The organism is Pseudomonas cavernicola (genome assembly GCF_003596405.1).
GTDB lineage: Bacteria > Pseudomonadota > Gammaproteobacteria > Pseudomonadales > Pseudomonadaceae > Aquipseudomonas > Aquipseudomonas cavernicola.
Genome location: NZ_QYUR01000002.1, coordinates 2562841 through 2580120 on the forward strand (window position 1 = coordinate 2562841; position 17280 = coordinate 2580120).

A 17280-nucleotide genomic window follows, 5' to 3' on the forward strand; every position below is an offset into this window, starting at 1 on the left:
ACAGCGCAGCCCACACGCCAGACAACGCCCTCCGCGATGCCGTGGACTGCGACAGGCCGGTCTCCGGGCTTACGAGCGGAACACCTTCGAGATGAGGTGTTCGCAAAACCGCACCTTCCCGTGCAGAGCACAGTGGCTATAAAGCGGCTTCTTGACTCGCCTACCGTTGCGGGGGCAGCGCCGGAATTGTTTGCGGCTGTTGATCATTTACTAATCAACGCGCAGAACGCACCGGCTTCCCTGTTTCACCCCCTCGGCGCTAAGACTGGGGGGGCACCTGAAGCAAGGCAGGCAGGGTAGAGGGTTGGGGATGGAGCGTCAACGCGACCTTAGGGCTGGTGTGGCCAGGCTGCAACTGAACTCTGCAGCGGTGCCGCCAAACTGCGCACTTTGCCCCGCCGGTGGTGACCGCCAAAGACCTTATCCAGCCTTCAGATGCTCCGGCTAGCGCCCCAAGCGGTTGGTTCATTATTCCAAGGAAATATTGAACGAAGCGTCATGCCCGCGCAGGCGGGCATCCAGAAAGGCCGTGGCCTCCTGGGTTATTCACTACGTTCACCCCTCCGAGGCCGCCCTCTGGGCGTTCAACGCACTGCGTGCTTTTGTCCCGCCATCGCGGGAACGACAGTTACTCATTTATCCCGAACCTCCTTAAGTAATTGAATTAACCAAACAGGCCGCCAGGTACTGGTGAAGTACTGCTTTGGGACTCCAAAGTTCTGACCTGTTGAAGTCCAGGAAAAGGCCGGCCCAATGGGTTCCGGCCTTTGGATTTGGTGGACCGAAGGAGGATCGAACTCCCGACCTCCACGTTGCGAACGTGGCGCTCTCCCAGCTGAGCTATCGGCCCTAAGACGGGCTGAATATAGCTCACCGGCTGCGGGTCGGCGCTGGCAGGCGGACGCGGTCAAGCCTGTTCGAGCACATCGTTGGAAAAAGCTGCTGAGGCGAACTCATGCGCCCACGCCCAGCACTGCTATCAGCGTTTACGGCAGATGGTCAGGCCATCGCCGATGGGCAACAGAGACAAATCCACACGCTGATCATTTTTCAGGCGACGGTTGAGGGCTTGGATGGCGCGGGTGTCAGCGCTGTCGGGGTTGGCCTCCAGCACTCGCCCACTCCACAGGGTGTTGTCGAACAGGATCAAACCGCCAGGCCGGGCCAGCACCAGGGCATGTTCCAGATAAACCGGGTAATTGGCCTTGTCGGCGTCGATAAAGATCAGGTCGAAGGTTTCGCTCCGCCCCTCTCGCTCCAACTGGCTCAGGGTTTCCAGCGCCGGTGCCAGTCGCAGGTCGATGCGCTCATGCATCCCCGCCTGTTGCCAGTAGCGACGGGCAGTAACGTTGTAGTCACCGGCCAGGTCGCAGCAGATCAGCTGTCCATCTTCCGGCATGGCGCTGGCCATACAGAGTGCGCTGTAGCCTGTGAAGGTGCCGATTTCCAGCAGCCGTTTGGCACCGCTCAGCTTGACCAGCAGCGCCATGAATTGACCCTGCTCCGGGGCGATTTGCCAGCGCGCCATGGGCAAGGCTTGAGTTTCCTCGCGCAGGCGCTTGAGCAGCGGCGTTTCGCGCAGGGAGACATCGAGCAGGTAGTTATACAGTGCGTCGTCGAGATTCAGGGTACGGCCGGTCATGCAACACTCCTGTGCAGGTAAGGGCGCGTGCAGGTCAAGGCGTGCGGGCGAGGTGGGCTGGATTGAGCACCCGCTTGGCATCCAGATAGCTCTTCTGCCAATAGGCAGTCGCCAGGCTATCCAGGCGCACAGTGCCGCCACTGGAGGGCGCGTGCACGAAACGCCCTTCCCCGACATAGATACCCGCATGGCTGACCTGACCGCCGCCATTGGTGGCGAAGAACACCAGATCACCGGTCTGCAGCGCATCCTGGCGCACACTCGGCGCACGCATGCCGATCAGCTCGCGGGTAGAGCGCGGCAAGGCGATGCCGGCAGCATCCCGGTAGACGTAACCGATCAGGCCGCTGCAATCGAAGCCGCTATCTGGGGTATTACCGCCATAACGGTAAGGCGTGCCGACCAACCCCAAGGCGCGCAACAGCACATCATCGGCGGTGCCACTTTGCTCGACAGGGGTGCTGAAAACGCTTTCTGGAGGGGCGGGATTGCTCGCGCAGGCAGTTAGCAGCGCGGCGAGTACGATGAGGGCGAGGCGGGCCGTGACGGGCATTAGCGAGGCGGCTCTGATTCTTAGTGCGCTCTACTCTGCCCCGAGGTACGGCCACGCGCAAGCTTTGCGCTTACGCGGGCTGAACTGAATGGAGGTTAAGGGTGCAGCTGATTGCGGCTAACCGAAGCCATCGCCAAGGCGCGCTTGGCCTCGATGAAGGTACGGCTCCAGTATTTATCACCCAGGCTATCCACCCGCACACCACCACTGCGACTGCTGGAAGAGTGGATGAACTGATCATCGCCGAGGTAGATGCCGGCATGGCTGACTCGGCCACGGCCGTTGGTGGCGAAGAACACCAGATCGCCTGGCTCAAGCTCTGTACGCGCCACCAGCGGCGCATCGAGGTTGATCATTTCGCGGGTGGAGCGCGGCAGGCTCATACCGGCTTCTTCTTTGAACAGGTAACCGATAAAGCCGCTGCAATCGAAACCGGAAGAGACCGAGGTGCCGCCGAAACGGTAGCGGGTGCCTACCAGCGACAGGCCGTGAGCCAGGATGCTGTCGGCAAAGGTCGGCAATTCGTAGGGTTTGTCTTGCGCAAAGTCCGGCAGTTGCTCGGCAGTTTGCTCATCAGCAACCGGCTGGGGAGCGACGGCAACCTGCGATTTCGGCGAGTGGCCGGCGCAAGCGACCAGGAAGAACGAGAGTGCGAGAGGCACGAGGGGTGCGAAGCGTTTTAGCATGGGCACGGCCGTGTCGGATTTTTATGAAGCCGCGACTATGCCTTCCACAACCCTTAGATGCAAATTTAATTAGCCGCAATGTGACCTAGCAACTCCGGCAAAACATCTAAGGCCCTACCCCGCAAATGCACATCCACCACCCGACTGAGGTCACTGTTCATCGGGTTGATTTCGGCAATAAAGCCGCCAGCCTGGCGGGTGCGCATGACCGGTTCGACAATGTACGGGAAGCTCGCCGTGGTTCCCACCGCCAGCACCACATCGAAGCCTTTGCGCAGCTCGGCGTAGAGCGTATCGATGGCCTTTTCCGGTAGCATTTCCTCGAACAGCACTACGGGCGGTCGCAGAATACCACCGCACTGCACGCATTTTGGCGGCAGAGGGCGCTGTAGATGCTGCGCCAAATCAGGGCTCTCGGCGCCACATGATTGGCAGAACAGCGGCGCCAGCTCACCATGAATCTCGATCAGCCGTCCCGCCGGGCTACCTGCCGCGCGGTGATAACCGTCGATATTCTGGGTCAGTACCCAGCAGCCGGATTTGCGCCGTTGCAGCTCGGCGATAGCGTAATGACCAGCATTCGGTTTGGCGCCCAGGCAGGCTTTGCCCAGTTCGGCGAGGTATTTCCAGCACAGGGCAGGGTCGCGTTGCAGCATCGGCCCAGAGAGCGCCGCCTCGATCGGCAACCCTTCTTCGGTCGTGCCGTTATACAAGCCACCGAGACCGCGATAGGTCGGCAAACCGGAATCCGCGGAAAGGCCCGCACCGCTGATGATCAAGATGCGTTCGGCGCTCTGAAGGGCCTGAGCGACTCGCTGAACTGAAGCGTCCATCGGGGCCTCCTCTATCCTTTAAGGGCGAGTGCCGAGCCTCGCGATCAGTGATTAACCGTATGCGCCAACATCACCGAAAGCTGGCACAAGGGCCGACCGCTTTCCGCGTGCCACTGATTGAACGCGGCTTGCACTGCGGCAAGTTCCTTCAGGCTGGTTGGGGCCTTTTCGATGATCTCCTGCGCCTTCAGCGCCGCGACCATATCGTCGGTCGGAATAAAAGTATCTTTGCCAACCATGCGCAGCAAGCGTGGCGCCGATAGCCCACCGAGCTGACTGCCGTGCTTGGCCAGGTACTTCCACAGGCCAACAATATCGGTCACCGGCCAATCGGCGACCAGCGCGCCGAAACTGCCCTGCTGCTTCGCCACATCGAGGACAAACTGCGCGTTACGCGGCACGCTTTTCAGCTTGCCAAGGTGACGGATCAGCCGCGCATCCTGCATCAGCCGCTCCAGATGTTCGCCACCCATCAGCACGACTTTCTCCGGAGCGAAACCGAAGAAGACCTCCTCGAAGGCCGGCCACTTGGCATCCACTAAGCTGTGCTTGAGGCCGGCGCGAAAGACCCGCAGGGCGATCAACGACAGGTAACGGTCATCACCGATCTTGCGCAACTCAGCCGCCGATTTTGGCATCGGCAGCCGGGCTTCCAACGCCGCCTTGGAGCCAAAGCGATTGAGACAATACTCATTGAGCCATTTGTAGTCGCGCATCCATTCTCCTCAGGCTGTCCTGGCTGGTTTCAAGATCAGAGATTCATCACATCGACAAAGCGCGGTGTGGCGTTTTCATCGATGCGCAGATTGGTGAAGTCGAACAGATTGCGGTCGGCCAGCTGTGAGGGCATCACGTTCTGCAGAGCGCGGAACATGATCTCGGTGCGTCCGGGCGTCTTGCGCTCCCAATCCAGCAGCATTTCCTTGACCACCTTACGCTGCAGATTCTCCTGCGAGCCGCAGAGGTTGCAGGGGATGATCGGGAACCCTTTGAGCTCAGAGTAGGCCTCGATGTCCTTCTCGCTGCAGTAGGCCAGCGGCCGGATCACCACATTACGCCCGTCGTCGGCGCGCAGTTTCGGCGGCATGGCCTTGAGCGTGCCGCCGTAGAACATGTTGAGGAAAAAAGTCTCGAGAATGTCGTCGCGGTGGTGGCCGAGCGCCATTTTGGTCGCGCCAATCTCGTCGGCGAAGGTATAGAGGGTGCCGCGGCGCAGACGGGAACAGAGCGAGCAGGTGGTTTTACCTTCCGGAATTTTCTCCATCACCACCGAATAGGTATCTTTTTCGACGATGTGATAGTCGACGCCGATGCTCTTGAGGTACTCCGGCAGCACGTGCTCGGGGAAGCCCGGCTGCTTCTGATCCATATTGACCGCGACGATCTCGAACTTGATCGGCGCGACCTTCTGCAGATGCAGCAGGACATCGAGCATGGTGTAGCTGTCCTTGCCGCCGGACAGGCAGACCATGACTTTGTCACCGTCTTCGATCATGTTGAAGTCGGTAACGGCCTCGCCAGCCAGGCGGCGCAAGCGTTTCTGCAGTTTGCTTTGATTAACCGAAAGGGTGCCCATGGTGCGCTGAAGTCCGGGGATTGACGAAAATGGGGGGTAGCGAAAATTAGCTATTTTACCCAGAAAGCGCCTACAGCCCTACCCCACCCATCTTCAGCAGGGCGGTGAAAAGGTAGCGTGCGAAGCCCGCGGTAGTTTTTCAGTGATCTGTTAGGGCTGGTTGAGATTCCAGTCATACCGATAGCGGGTCTTGCCGGTAAAGGCTTTCAGCTGCTGCGCCAAGGCTGGCTCGGCGTAGTGGATGAGATGCGCACGCAGCCCCGTCTCGCCACCGAAGTCCTGAGGATACCAGTCGTAAATCCTCGACAACACCAAGTTGCCATCCTCAAAAGCCACTCCCCGCGGGTGGTTGATATAGGCCCGCGCACCCGCTTCCAGTAGGCGCTCGCTGTTCTGCGCGCTATAGGTTTCGGCCGCCATATTGGGACAACCGAGGCTGGCGCAATTGAGTGCGTAATGCAGACGTGGGTCGCGCCAGAGCGGGCGAAGAATGCGATGTTCAATATCGTTGAGGCTGAGTTTATAGCCGGCGACCTCGGTGACGGCCTTATCCCAGGGACCGAACTGATACCAGGCGCCGAGACTGGTAATTGAATCCACTGGGTATTGCTTGAGCACCAACTGCACGATCAGCGCGTTGTACAGATTGACCCAATAGGCAAACTGCTCGGCACGGGTGAATTGCCGCGGATCGAGAGCACTCAGTTGCTCGACATACACATCCAGCAGGCGGCGGTGGCCTGGATCCACATGGGCGTAGTCGAAACGCGCAATACCGCTCGGATGCTGGCTGTTCAGATAGCGCGTCAGGAGTACCTGCCAGGCGCTGTGGTCGATATGCGCGGCGCGGCTTTCGTCGCTGGCATCCCACACTGCCCAGCGTTCGGCCGACGGCGCAGCGCTCACAGAAGCGGCGAGCAGGATCAGGAAAACAGCTGTCAGCTGGCGCAACAGGCGCATATACATCCTCCGACTTATTAGGTGGGACAGGCCGCACTCCAGTGAGTTCCGCCCCTCAAACCCGCGCTGCCGCTGTGCTAGGCTCGGTCGATGAGCCACGAATTGAATCCCACCCTCGACCTTGCCGAACAGTTGCTCGAACTGCTGCGCGAGGCACCCGACGGCTGCAGCGAATATCTACTGATCCAACAACTCAAAGCACGTCACTCGACACATATCCCGCACCTGGCACTGACCGACAAACTGGTGCTGTTTCGCACCCACTTTCTGCTGTTCAACGCGCTCTACCAACTGCGCGAACGACTCTGGAACGAGCGAACTGCACATCTGCTGATCAGCCCGTTGTGTGTGCAGTTGCAACCCTATCAAGCGGGCAGCGCGGCACTCAGCGAACATGATCCGCTGCGTGACTACTATCTGGATCTGCAACACCTGCGCGATACCAGCGAAAATGACGTGGAGAAGCTGCTGACCAGCTTTTGGAAGCGCATGCAGGGCGGTGACGAAAAACACGCTGCCTTGGAATTGTTCGAACTGGAAGAATCGAACGAACCACTCAACCTCAACATTATCAAGCGCCGGTACCGACAACTGGTGAGCCTGCATCACCCGGATCGCGGCGGCAGCACGACGCGCCTGCAGTCGATCAACCTGGCGATGGAAATACTAGAGCGCTATTACAACTGATTTTTAGAGACTAATTTGCTCTAAAGCCACGCCCAACGCGGCCTCCAGGCCCGACCTATACTGCGACATACGGTCGCATAGGTTCGGCCCTGCACCCGGTAGCGCTACTCACGCGCGCCGGGCGCTACGCTGGGGGGCGGCCGCTATAACAAGAGGAGGTGTTTGGTATGATCCATCACGTTTGGGGGCTCTTCACGCATCCCGATCAAGAGTGGCAAGAGATCCGCGGCGAAGAGGAAAGTATCAGCCACATGTATCTCACCCACGTCCTGATTCTCGCGGCTATTCCGGCTGTTTCGGCTTATATCGGTACCACCCAGGTTGGCTGGACAGTCGGCGGCGGCGCACCGGTTATGCTGACCGAAGGCAGTGCCCTGTGGATGACTCTCATGACCTACCTGGCCATGCTCGCCGGCGTTGCGGTCATGGGTGCTTTTATCAACTGGATGGCGCGCACTTACGACGCCAGCCCGAGCATGGCGCAATGTGTCGTGTTCGCTGCATACACAGCCACGCCACTGTTTATTGGTGGCCTTGCGGGGCTCTACCCTAACCTCTGGCTCGCCATGTTCGTCGGCACGGCGGCCGTCTGTTACACGGCCTACCTGCTCTACGTGGGCATCCCGGCCTTCATGAACATCCCCAAGGACGAAGGCTTCATGTTCTCCAGTTCGGTGCTGGCGGTCGGCCTGGTGGTGCTGGTGGCGATGATCGCGTTGTCGGTGATTTTCTGGGGCCTCGGCGTTGGGCCTGTCTACACCAGTTGATGTACAGCATTTGAGAACCTTCCATTAAGCAAATCCGAAACCGCCGTTTGGCGGTTTCGTCGTTTTAGGGCTGCTGACCGCGACGCGCTTGGGCATAATTCCGCCTGCATTTGGAGGACCCGATGCCCGAACAACTCAATGCCCGTGTCGAAGCTTGCTACCAGCAGGCCGAAGCTTTTTTTAACCGCCGCTTTACCCGCCCCGCGGTCAGCCTCAAGTTACGTGGGCAAAAAGCCGGGGTGGCGCATCTGGATGAAAACCTGCTGCGCTTCAACCCGCAGTTGTACCGCGAAAACAGCGAAGACTTCCTCAAGCAAACCGTGGCCCACGAAGTCGCGCATATGATTGCGCGCGAGATGTTCGGCTCACGCATCCAGCCGCATGGCGAGGAGTGGCAGTTGATCATGCGCGGGGTCTACGAGCTGCCGCCCAATCGCTGTCACACCTACGCCATCAAACGCCGCACCGCGACCCGCTACCTCTACAACTGCCAGTGCCCGGACCACGACTTCCCCTTCTCCGCGCAACGGCATGCACTGGTGAGCAAAGGCCGCCGCTATTTCTGCCGGCGTTGCCGGGCGACCTTGGTTTTTAGCGGGCAGCAGCGACAGGAATAAGGCTTGTGCTGGCGTGCCCCTCGCCCGACCGCTGCAGAAGGACGAGGTGACATGCACGCAACCTCAGCCAATCACCTTCGCTGCCTTCAACTCGGCGATCTGCTCGGCGGCATAACCCAGGCCGCGCAGCACTTCTTCGGTATGTGCCCCCAACGGCGAACCGATATGCCGTGGCGCTGGCAGGCCGCCCGAGAACTTGATCGGGCAGGCGATCTGCTTTTGCGGCGGATTACCGCCACGCGGCACGTCGGTGACCAGACCGCGGGCTTTCAACTGCGGGTGTTCGAGCGCTTCGGCCAGACTCAGCAGGGGCTCGACGCAGGCATCCAGAGCCGCAAAACGCTCGCTCCACTCGGCAAAGTCCCGCTTCTCGAATTCAAGCTGGATCTCACGTTTGAGCGAGCGCTGCTCTTCGGGCTTCGGTGACAAACCAACCGCAGCCAGGTCCGGGCGGCCAAGGCCTGCGCAAAACTGCTGCATAAACTGCGGCTCCAGGCTGCCGACCGATAACCAGCGACCATCGCGGGTGCGGTAGTAGTCATAGAAGCTGCCGCCGTTCAGTGCCTGGCTCTCCATCTTCGGCTCCTCGCCGCAGGCCAGGTAGCCGGCACCGGCCATCGCATGCAGGCTGAAGACGCAGTCGGTCATGCTGACATCGACATACTGCCCTTCCCCGGTCTGCTGGCGTTGGATGACCGCAGCCAGCAGGCCCATCACACCGTGGAAGGAACCACCGGCAATGTCCGCCGCCTGGATACCCAACGGCAATGGCCCCGTTTCGAGGCGCCCGGTCTGATCGGCGATACCGGACAGAGCCAGGTAGTTGATGTCATGCCCGGCGCGGCCCTTGTAAGGGCCGGTCTGCCCGTAGCCGGTGATCGACACATAGATCAGCTTCGGATTGATGGCCTTGAGCGCCTCATAACCCACCCCGAGCTTATCCATCACCCCCGGGCGGAATTGTTCGAGGACGATGTCGTAGTCGCCCACCAACTGCTTAACCACCTCGACCGCTTCGGGCCGTTTGAGATCGAGGGCAATGCTGCGCTTATTGCGGTTGAGGTAGGCATGGCTGGCCGAGACCCCGCCATCATGGGGCGGCAATACGCGCAGCAGATCCATCCGCGTTGGCGACTCGATGCGCAGCACCTCAGCGCCCATATCGGCCAGCAGCAACGAGGCGAATGGCCCCGGCAGCAGGGTGGAGAAATCGAGAATTTTCAGTGAAGCCAGCGGGCCTTTCATGGCGCCTCCTGATCAAAATGGCGGGGCTTCATTCGGCACCTCTTGGTGCCTCGTAGGCTGGGTTTCGCCAAAAAAACGGCTCTACCCAGCCTACGGTTGCTATTAATTACGGTTGCTCCCAATGTAATAGCCGGTCACCCGACAAGCCGCTGACGCGCTCGGCGAAGCGAGCTTCCAGCACATTGCGCCGAATCTTCATGGTCGGCGTCATGCAACCGTTGTCCACCGTCCAGGGCTCGCTCACCAACAGCAGATGACTGATGCGCTCATGCGGCTCCAGTTGGGCATTCAACTCACGCAGGGTATTTTCCAGATCGCTTTCGACCAGCTGTCGCGCCGCCTCATGGGCTGCCGGCGCCAATTCGATCAGCGCCAGCGGTTGATCCAAGCCGCTGCCTATCAGGCAGACTTGCTCGACCCAGGTGTTCTTGGCGATCTCACCCTCGATCGGTGCCGGCGCCACGTACTTGCCCTTACTGGTCTTGAAGATGTCCTTGATCCGCCCGGTGATGGTCAGATAACCCGCAGCGTCGATTTCGCCCTTGTCACCGGTATGCAGCCAACCGTCCTGCAGGGCTTCCGCGGTTTTCTCCGGCTCCAGGTAATACCCCGCCATCAGCGAAGGGCTTTTGAAGAGGATTTCACCGCTGTCGGCGATCCGTACCTGATTCTCCGGCATACCCCGCCCCACGGAGCCAAAACGCACCTGACCGGGCCGATTAAAGGTGCCGTAGGCGAAGTTTTCGGTCATGCCATAACCCTCGCAGAGGGTCAGGCCAATGCTCTGATACCAGTCCAGCAACGCGTGTGGAATCGGTGCCGCACCGGAAACCAGAATCCGCGCGCGATCCAGCCCCAGGCCCCGACGAATTTTGCGCGCGACCAGTTTCCCGAGCAGAGGAACGCGCAACAGGCGGTTGAGCTTGGGCTCCGGCAACTTTTCCAGCACCCCCAGCTGGAAGCGCGTCCACAGCCGCGGCACGGAGAAGAACACGGTCGGCCGTACCAGCTTAAGGTCTTCGGCAAAGGTTTCGAGGGATTCGACGAAGGCCACCGGCGCCCCGGCGTAGAGGCTTTCCAGCTCGACCAGGAAGCGTTCGGCGGCATGCGATAACGGCAGGTAGGAGAAATACTGATCGGTCGGCCCGATCTTCATGTCCGCCACAGCCTGAGCAGCAGCGAAGGCGAAGGCACCCGCAGTCAGCATCACGCCCTTGGGTTGGCCCGTGGTGCCGGAAGTGTAGAGAATACTCAGCAGCTCATCCGGTTGTTGGCGGTGCGCCTCAGCCAATGGCGCATGGCAAGCGAGCAAACTCTGCCAGTCGTACTGCGCCGGCAGCGTCGGGTACGGCAAGGCGATGCGGATCAGCTGTTCGGGAATCGCCGCGGCCAACTTCTGTGGATCATCCAGCTTACCGACGAAAATCACCTTGCACGCGGCATGCCGCAGCACATAGTCAGTAGCCTCGATCGACTGCTGCGGATAGAGCGGCACGCTGACCAGCCCGGCAAGCATGATGGCCAGATCGGCGATAAACCACTCGGCGCAGTTTTTCGAAAACAACGCCACCCGCTCGCCTGGCTCGCAACCCAAGGATTGCAACGCGGCGGCGATACGCCGGGCCTGATCATCGACCTGCCGCCAGGTCAGGTTGTGCCAGACGCGATCGATCGGCTGACTGAGCCAGACCGCATCCGGTCGCGTGACCCGCCAGTGGGCCAAGCGTTGCAACGGCAGTTGTTCGGTCATCCCCTCTCCCCTTCTTATTGTTATTTGGGTTCGGCAAACCCACCCTGCAGCTACCCGGCAAACCCGTCATCCCCGCGAAGGCGGGGATCCTATGAATAGCTCAGAGCTTCATCCCACGGCTGATGATCTCTTTCATGATTTCCGAGGTACCGGCGAAGATCCGCTGAATCCGCGCATTCGCGTACATTTTGCAGATTGGGTACTCCCACATGTAACCCCAGCCACCGTGCAGTTGTACGCCTTCGTCGACGACTTTGCCTAGCAGTTCGGTGGTGAACAGCTTGGCCTCGGCGGCGACTTCCGGGGTGAGCTTTTTCTGGTTGTGGTCCATCACGCAGCGGTCGACGAAAACTTGCGCCACATCGACCTGCGTGCGCATTTCCGCCAGCTTGAAACGGGTGTTCTGGAAGTGCGAAATCGGCCGATCGAAGGCTTTGCGCTCCTTCACATAGTCGATGGTCACTTGCAGCGCCGCTTCAGCCCCGCCGACCGCGCCACAGGCGTTGGTCAGGCGTTCCTGGGCGAGCATGTTCATCAGGTAGAAGAAACCGGCCTTGGCATCACCGAGCAGGTTAGCCTTCGGTACTTTGACGTTATTGAAGAACAGCTCGGCGGTGTCCTGGCTCTTCATGCCGAGTTTCTTCAGGTTGCGCCCGCGCTCGAAGCCTTCCATCCCGCGCTCGACCAGAAACAGGCCCATGGCGTGTTTGTTCGCCGGGTCAGTCTTGGCCGCGACTATCACCACGTCAGCCAACAGCCCGTTGGAGATAAAGACTTTGGAACCGTTCAGCTCGTAATGATCGCCCTTGTCGACTGCCGTGGTACGCATCCCGGCCAGGTCGGAACCGGCGCCCGGCTCGGTCATCGCCACTGCGAGGATACTTTCGCCACGAATGATTGCCGGCAGGAAACGGGCCTTTTGCTCAGCATTGCCGTAATCGGCGATATAGGGACCGCAGAGCGCCGAGTGCAGCGGCAGCATGAAACCGGCCTCGTTAATGTTGGCCAGCTCCTCGCACATGATCTGCTCGTAGCGGAAGTCCTTCAGCCCGCTGCCGCCGTATTCCTCATCGGCCCACGGCAACAGGAAGCCCATCTCCCCGGCCTTGAGCCAGACCTCGCGACTCACCACCCCGGCCTCCTCCCAGGCCTCCTGGTGCGGCACCACTTCCTTCTGCAGAAAGGTGCGGAAGGACTCGCGGAACATGGCGTGCTCGGTTTCGAAATGAATGCGGTGCATGGTGGGCAGCTCCCTGCGGATTTGATCGTCCCGCAGGGTAGGCGCCGCCGCCACAACTGCTCAATGACCCAAGCGCTCAGGCTCGATTGACCCATTCGGTCAAACACCGGGCATAAAAAAAAGCCCGTCACTCGACGGGCCAGAGGAGCTGCCTCCCTCGTGAGGAGGCAGTAAAGGTTTAAGCCGCTTCGCGAGCAGTATCCACCAGCAGATCGGCTTTACCGCCACCGGCCAGCTCGCGCTGCAAGGTGTCTTCGTCCAACTGCTTGCACCACTTGGCGACCACGATGGTCGCAACGCCGTTGCCAACCAGGTTGGTCAAGGCGCGCGCTTCGGACATGAAGCGGTCGATACCGAGGATCAGCGCCAGCCCCGCCACCGGCAGATGGCCGACCGCAGACAAGGTCGCCGCCAGGACGATAAAGCCACTACCCGTAACGCCCGCAGCGCCCTTGGAGGCGATCAGCAGCACGGCGATCAGCGCGATCTGATGGGAGAGGTCCATGGGCGTGTCGGTCGCCTGAGCGATGAACACCGCCGCCATGGTCAGGTAGATCGAGGTGCCATCCAGGTTGAAGGAGTAGCCGGTAGGAATCACCAGACCCACCACCGACTTGTTCGCACCGAGCTTCTGCATCTTGTCGATCATGCGCGGCAGCGCGGTTTCGGAAGACGAAGTGCCCAGCACGATCAGCAGCTCTTCACGGATGTAACGGATGAACCGCAGGATGCTGAAGCCATGCAGACGGGCAATCCCACCCAGCACGAGCAGCACGAACAGCACGCAAGTGATGTAGAAGCACAGCATCAACTGACCGAGCTGAACCAGCGAACCCACACCATATTTGCCGATGGTGAAGGCCATGGCGCCCAACGCACCGAGCGGCGCTACCTTCATGATCACGCCGATGATGCTGAAAAACACTTGCGAGATACGCTCGATGAAATCGAACACCGGACGGCCGTAGTCGCCGGCGCGGTGCAAGGCGTAACCGAATAGCACGGAGAAAAACAGCACCTGCAGGATGTCGCCGCTGGCGAACGCCCCGACCACGGTGCCTGGAATGACGTTGATCAGAAACTCGATAGTGCTTTGCTTCTCGCCAGCCGCGGCATAGGCAGCGATGCCAGACGTATCCAGCGATGCTGGATCGATATGCATGCCGGCACCCGGCTGCACGACGTTGACCACGACCAGGCCGATCAGCAGCGCAATGGTCGAAACGATTTCGAAATACAGCAACGCATAGCCGCCCGTCTTACCGACCGCTTTCATGCTCTGCATACCGGCGATACCGGTAACCACGGTGCAGAAGATGATCGGCGCAATGATCATCTTGATCAGTTTGACGAAACCATCCCCGAGCGGCTTCAGGGCGACGGCGGTATCCGGATAGAAATGCCCGAGAAGCACACCGATGGCGATGGCCACCAGCACCTGGACATAGAGAACCTTGTAGAACGGTTTACGGGTCATGGCATGTTCCTCAAGGGCATCGCGCCACATCATTCCTCGATGCGCGCGCTGCCAAAGCGCTAACCCTCCTGCACTGGAGGGATTTGTTGTTTGCCTGCCGACTACGCAGGTCTACAGCGCCTATCGCAAAGGCCATGCCAGCCTTATAAGTTCAGATAAAACCCTTTAAAAACATACACTTGACTTAAATAATCGCTCTCAAAAGCAGATCAACTTGGCGGATTCCCGCCCACTGCCTGGCGGATATCCCCCATTCTTTCGCGCACCGCTGGCCTCCACCCGCCTCATCGGCGTGGGCGCTTGTTCCCAACCGCACGGCATGCTTACCATCGGCCAGCCTTTTTCTATGAGCCTGCCCCATGCGCGAGCGCACCATTGCCAGCCATTTCGTCCGTGCCGCCCTGCGTGGCGCCGAGCGGCATGGCCTGGATTGTTCGTCTATCCTGCGGCAACTGAACATCCAGCCGGCCCTGCTGGAGGAGCCGCGCGCGCGCATAGCCCCGGAACAGTTCGCCCGCTTGATGCAGCTGCTTTGGGAGAAGCTGGACGACGAGTACATGGGGTTTGGCAGCAACCGCAGCAAACCCGGCACCTTCGCCATGATGTGTTACGCGCTCATCCACTGCCACACGCTGGAAAAAGCCCTCGCCCGCGGCACCCTGTTCTACAGCCTGTTCCCGGACGGACCGAGCATCACCCTGACCCGCGAAGGCGAATGGGCGCGGCTGACGCTGGACGACTCGAGCCTGTGGGACCCCGATCACTTCCTGGTAGAAAGCCTGCTGGTGATCTGGCACCGCCTCGCCAGTTGGCTGATCGGCCAGCGTATCCGCCTGGAGGAGGCCACCTTCACCTACCCCGAACCTGAGCACAGTGCCGAGTACGACCTGCTCTTCCCCAACCCCCGGCGCTTTGCCGCTGACAGCATCAGCCTGCGCTTTCAGGCCCGTTACCTGAGCATGCCGCTGCTACAGGACGAGCGCACCCTCAAACACTTCCTCGAACGCTCGCCCGCCGATCTGCTCGCCCGCCCGGACGGCGGCGACAGCCTGATCAGCCAGATCCGCCGCCTGCTCGGGCGTGACTGCAGCAGTTGGCCGGATCTGGAGGCGGTGGCCAAACAGCTGCACATGAGCCCGCAAACCCTGCGTCGGCATTTGCGCGAGGAGGGTTCGAGCTTTCAGGAACTGAAGGATCACCTGCGCCGCGACCTGGCGATCTACCACCTGGGTCGCGACAACCTGCCGATTCAGGATATTGCCGAACAGCTCGGTTTCTCCGAGCCCTCGGCCTTTCACCGTGCGTTCAAGAAGTGGACCGGGCTGACACCTGGCACCTATCGCGCGCAAGAGAGCTGAATAACACCGAGGCCCCGATCGCGAGCTGAGCTCGCTCCTACGGCAAACAGGCGCGGCGCGATTGCTCCGATTGCGCTGAGTGGCCTCGAAGCTGTTCTCAGAGGCTCAGCTCATCTGAAAACGAATGCGAATGCTTGCTCAACCCTCTCTGAACCGCAGCTGAACGAGAGCCAGACTGGTACTTTCGTGTAGCAGCTCCCCTTCTGGATTAAACCGGTGAAGGTTTCGTTGGCCGTGCAATCCTGGTTTAACCTGCTGGAGCGTGTTCACCTTTGACTGTGCTTTAACGGCTACGGCCTAATGCGCATTCGCGTGTGAGTAACTGCACGCCCGCCTGTAACCAGTCAGTTGCAGGCGCCCTTCTGCAACTACCAGAGTGTCGCCATGCTCGTTCAGCCCCCTTCTCCCGCTATCGGTCGCGCAAGCACCCTGCACTTGCCGGCGGGCGCGTGGCTCACCGTGCTGGATTGCCTGTGCGGACACTTCACAGCGATCAGCCGCGAGACCTGGCTTGAGCGGATGGCGCGTGGCCGCGTGCTGGATATGCAGGGTATGGCCATCGGCCCACAGCACCGCTATCAAGAGGGGCTGCGCATCCGCTATTTCCGCGAGGTGGCTGATGAGGTGGTGATCCCTTTCGTCGAATCCGTGCTGTATGCCGACGAGCATCTGGTGGTGGCGGACAAACCGCACTTCTTGCCGGTCACGCCTGCCGGCGAATACGTGGAAGAGACTCTGCTGGCACGACTCAGCCGGCGGTTCGACAACCCCAATCTGGTGCCATTGCACCGCATAGACCGCCTGACCGCCGGGCTAGTCCTGTTCTCGAGCAACCCGAAAAGTCGCTCCCGGTATCAGGGGTTGTTTCTCCAACGGCAGATCAGCAAACGCTACGAGGCTATTGCCCCGGCGCTGCCCGCCGTGAATTTCCCCCAAGTGCGCAGCACCCGCCTGGCGGCCAGCGAGCCGTTCTTTCTAATGCGGGAAGTCGCCGGCACGCCGAACAGCGAAACCCGGATCGAAGTATGCGAACGCCAAGGCGAATATTGGCGTTATGCCTTGTATCCGATCACGGGGAAAAAGCACCAGCTACGCCTGCACATGGCCGCGCTCGGTGCGGGCATCTGCAATGACCCCTTCTATCCACAGCTGACGGAGCAAGCTGTCGATGACTACGCGCGACCGCTAAAGCTGTTGGCGCAGAGCCTGACGTTTGCCGATCCGCTGAGCGGTGCAGAACGCCACTTCGAGAGCCAGCTCAGCTTGAGTTGGTGAGCGCAGGCATATTTAGTGGCGCCCCAACCTCGGCGCAGACGCTTTAGCGCTGTCGCAATGGAACCAGCAGCGATGACAGGCCGTTATGGTCGATCTCCTGCATCAGTGCCAAGAGACGACCGATCTCGCCGTTCGGAAAGCCTTCGCGGGCAAACCAGTTGAGATAATGACCGGGCAAATCGGCAATCAAGCGACCTTTATATTTGCCGTAGGGCATGGCGCGGGTAACCAGGAGCAGGAGGTCTTTAGGGTTCATCGTATCCTTGCCTTCGATGCGGTTTGAGCCGTTTGAAGTTCGCCGTTAAACAAAAGGGGAACCGCGCGCATTGTGCCAAAGCTTGCACACGCTTGGGCAGCTTGCCCCCCAAACCGGCGTTCGGATATACGCCGTTTAGTCATGTAGGGCGGGTGTAACCCGCGTAATAATTCAGAGTCCAGCAGCGCGGGTTTCACCCGCCCTACATGGCTTGGGCCGTTCGTCTGGTGTGGAGGTCATGTGTAATATGCGCCCCCAGTGGCGATGCACTGGGCCATATCCTGGTAGAGCTGTAACTCTTATATAGCAGGGAAGCCATATGCGTTCGATCACCATTCTTTTGCTCGCTGCCATTCTG

Annotated in this window: 17 protein-coding genes, 1 tRNA gene and 1 riboswitch; of the genes, 5 read left to right on the top strand and 13 right to left on the bottom strand. The window is 60.2% G+C overall.

Going from position 1 to position 17280, the window contains the following annotated elements:
* Positions 1–37: 37 nt before the first annotated feature.
* Positions 38–296: riboswitch (cobalamin riboswitch) on the bottom strand.
* Positions 297–774: 478 nt separating this feature from the next.
* From D3879_RS12190 to D3879_RS12225, 8 genes are all read right to left on the bottom strand, one after another.
* Positions 775–850 (bottom strand) — tRNA-Ala (locus D3879_RS12190).
* A 129-nt stretch (positions 851–979) separates the two neighbouring features.
* Positions 980–1642, bottom strand: a complete 663-nt coding sequence (locus D3879_RS12195; RefSeq protein ID WP_119954494.1) for an O-methyltransferase — start codon at positions 1640–1642, stop codon at positions 980–982.
* Positions 1643–1676: 34 nt separating this feature from the next.
* A complete protein-coding gene (locus D3879_RS12200; RefSeq protein ID WP_119954495.1) occupies positions 1677–2195 on the bottom strand; it encodes a C40 family peptidase in 519 nt (172 codons plus the stop codon).
* Between the two features lie 95 nt (positions 2196–2290).
* Entirely contained in the window at positions 2291–2881 is a 591-nt protein-coding gene (locus D3879_RS12205) for a C40 family peptidase (protein WP_119954496.1), read from the bottom strand.
* Positions 2882–2946: 65 nt separating this feature from the next.
* Positions 2947–3714, bottom strand: a complete 768-nt coding sequence (locus D3879_RS12210) for an NAD-dependent deacylase (RefSeq protein WP_119954497.1) — start codon at positions 3712–3714, stop codon at positions 2947–2949.
* Between the two features lie 44 nt (positions 3715–3758).
* The gene (locus D3879_RS12215) at positions 3759–4430 is read right to left on the bottom strand and encodes a DNA-3-methyladenine glycosylase I (RefSeq protein WP_119954498.1); all 672 of its coding nucleotides are present in this window, start codon (positions 4428–4430) and stop codon (positions 3759–3761) included.
* A gap of 35 nt (positions 4431–4465) precedes the next feature.
* Positions 4466–5290 (bottom strand): tRNA 2-thiocytidine(32) synthetase TtcA, encoded by an 825-nt coding sequence (ttcA, locus tag D3879_RS12220; protein WP_119954499.1) that lies wholly within the window; start codon positions 5288–5290, stop codon positions 4466–4468.
* Positions 5291–5440: 150 nt separating this feature from the next.
* Positions 5441–6250, bottom strand: a complete 810-nt coding sequence (locus tag D3879_RS12225) for a DUF547 domain-containing protein (protein WP_218567825.1) — start codon at positions 6248–6250, stop codon at positions 5441–5443.
* A gap of 90 nt (positions 6251–6340) precedes the next feature.
* Between D3879_RS12225 and D3879_RS12230 the strand changes: the two genes are divergently transcribed.
* The 3 genes from D3879_RS12230 to D3879_RS12240 all read left to right on the top strand — a co-directional run bounded on the left by D3879_RS12230 (position 6341) and on the right by D3879_RS12240 (position 8321).
* Positions 6341–6937: a DNA-J related domain-containing protein gene (locus tag D3879_RS12230; RefSeq protein ID WP_119954500.1), complete on the top strand. Its 597-nt coding sequence runs from the start codon at positions 6341–6343 to the stop codon at positions 6935–6937.
* 167 nt (positions 6938–7104) lie between these two features.
* Complete coding sequence (locus tag D3879_RS12235; RefSeq protein ID WP_119954501.1) at positions 7105–7704, top strand: Yip1 family protein; 600 nt, start codon at positions 7105–7107, stop codon at positions 7702–7704.
* A gap of 122 nt (positions 7705–7826) precedes the next feature.
* Complete coding sequence (locus tag D3879_RS12240) at positions 7827–8321, top strand: SprT family zinc-dependent metalloprotease (RefSeq protein WP_119954502.1); 495 nt, start codon at positions 7827–7829, stop codon at positions 8319–8321.
* A 63-nt stretch (positions 8322–8384) separates the two neighbouring features.
* Here the strand turns inward: D3879_RS12240 and D3879_RS12245 are convergent, their stop codons facing one another.
* The 4 genes from D3879_RS12245 to D3879_RS12260 form a co-directional block, all read right to left on the bottom strand.
* Positions 8385–9566: a CaiB/BaiF CoA transferase family protein gene (locus tag D3879_RS12245; RefSeq protein ID WP_119954503.1), complete on the bottom strand. Its 1182-nt coding sequence runs from the start codon at positions 9564–9566 to the stop codon at positions 8385–8387.
* A 106-nt stretch (positions 9567–9672) separates the two neighbouring features.
* A complete protein-coding gene (locus D3879_RS12250; protein ID WP_119954504.1) occupies positions 9673–11316 on the bottom strand; it encodes an AMP-binding protein in 1644 nt (547 codons plus the stop codon).
* 100 nt (positions 11317–11416) lie between these two features.
* On the bottom strand, positions 11417–12556 hold the full coding sequence (locus D3879_RS12255; protein ID WP_119954505.1) for an acyl-CoA dehydrogenase family protein: 1140 nt from the start codon (positions 12554–12556) through the stop codon (positions 11417–11419).
* 178 nt (positions 12557–12734) lie between these two features.
* On the bottom strand, positions 12735–14033 hold the full coding sequence (locus D3879_RS12260) for a dicarboxylate/amino acid:cation symporter (RefSeq protein ID WP_119954957.1): 1299 nt from the start codon (positions 14031–14033) through the stop codon (positions 12735–12737).
* A 359-nt stretch (positions 14034–14392) separates the two neighbouring features.
* On the opposite strand from D3879_RS12260, the gene D3879_RS12265 reads away from it, so the two are divergent.
* On the top strand, positions 14393–15391 hold the full coding sequence (locus D3879_RS12265; RefSeq protein WP_119954506.1) for an AraC family transcriptional regulator: 999 nt from the start codon (positions 14393–14395) through the stop codon (positions 15389–15391).
* A gap of 384 nt (positions 15392–15775) precedes the next feature.
* The gene (locus D3879_RS12270; protein WP_119954507.1) at positions 15776–16666 is read left to right on the top strand and encodes an RluA family pseudouridine synthase; all 891 of its coding nucleotides are present in this window, start codon (positions 15776–15778) and stop codon (positions 16664–16666) included.
* A gap of 43 nt (positions 16667–16709) precedes the next feature.
* Here D3879_RS12270 and D3879_RS12275 read toward each other — a convergent pair whose 3' ends face one another.
* On the bottom strand, positions 16710–16922 hold the full coding sequence (locus D3879_RS12275; RefSeq protein WP_119954508.1) for a DUF3820 family protein: 213 nt from the start codon (positions 16920–16922) through the stop codon (positions 16710–16712).
* Between the last annotated feature and the right edge of the window lie 358 nt (positions 16923–17280).